We start from the raw sequence: 298 nt of genomic DNA, 5'->3' as shown, positions 1-298 counted from the left end.
CGCGAGCGAGATCCCCCACCCCCACCCGCGGTGCGCGCCCCGGGGCGGGGGCCCCCCCCCCGATTTGTTGCCTGCTGCTGTCAGCAGCAGGTGCTACACATCGACATGAAACCGTAGGTGTTGCCGCTGGTGCAGTACACAACGGTGGGCGGAGGGCAATCCGCCGTCGTGCCGCCGGGCCCGCCGGTGCCGGAGGTGGCACCGAGCGGGATTTCCTCGGAGGAGATGAGCTGGAGTTCGAGGTCGAGGGGGTTTTGCACCGCCACCCCCCGGGGGGGGGGCGGGGGCCCAGACAAAC

The 298-nt window shown here is 71.5% G+C and carries 1 protein-coding gene; it reads right to left on the bottom strand.

The annotated features are described in order from the left end of the window. Positions 1-80: 80 nt before the first annotated feature. The gene (locus tag ACFV4G_RS42995) at positions 81-260 is read right to left on the bottom strand and encodes a hypothetical protein (protein WP_380449034.1); all 180 of its coding nucleotides are present in this window, start codon (positions 258-260) and stop codon (positions 81-83) included. Positions 261-298 lie beyond the last annotated feature (38 nt).

The sequence above is a fragment of the Kitasatospora sp. NPDC059747 genome (assembly GCF_042732955.1).
In the GTDB taxonomy this organism is placed as follows: domain Bacteria; phylum Actinomycetota; class Actinomycetes; order Streptomycetales; family Streptomycetaceae; genus Kitasatospora.
Note: the sequence above shows the minus strand (reverse complement) of the source record. Positions and strands in the feature narration are given on the sequence as shown.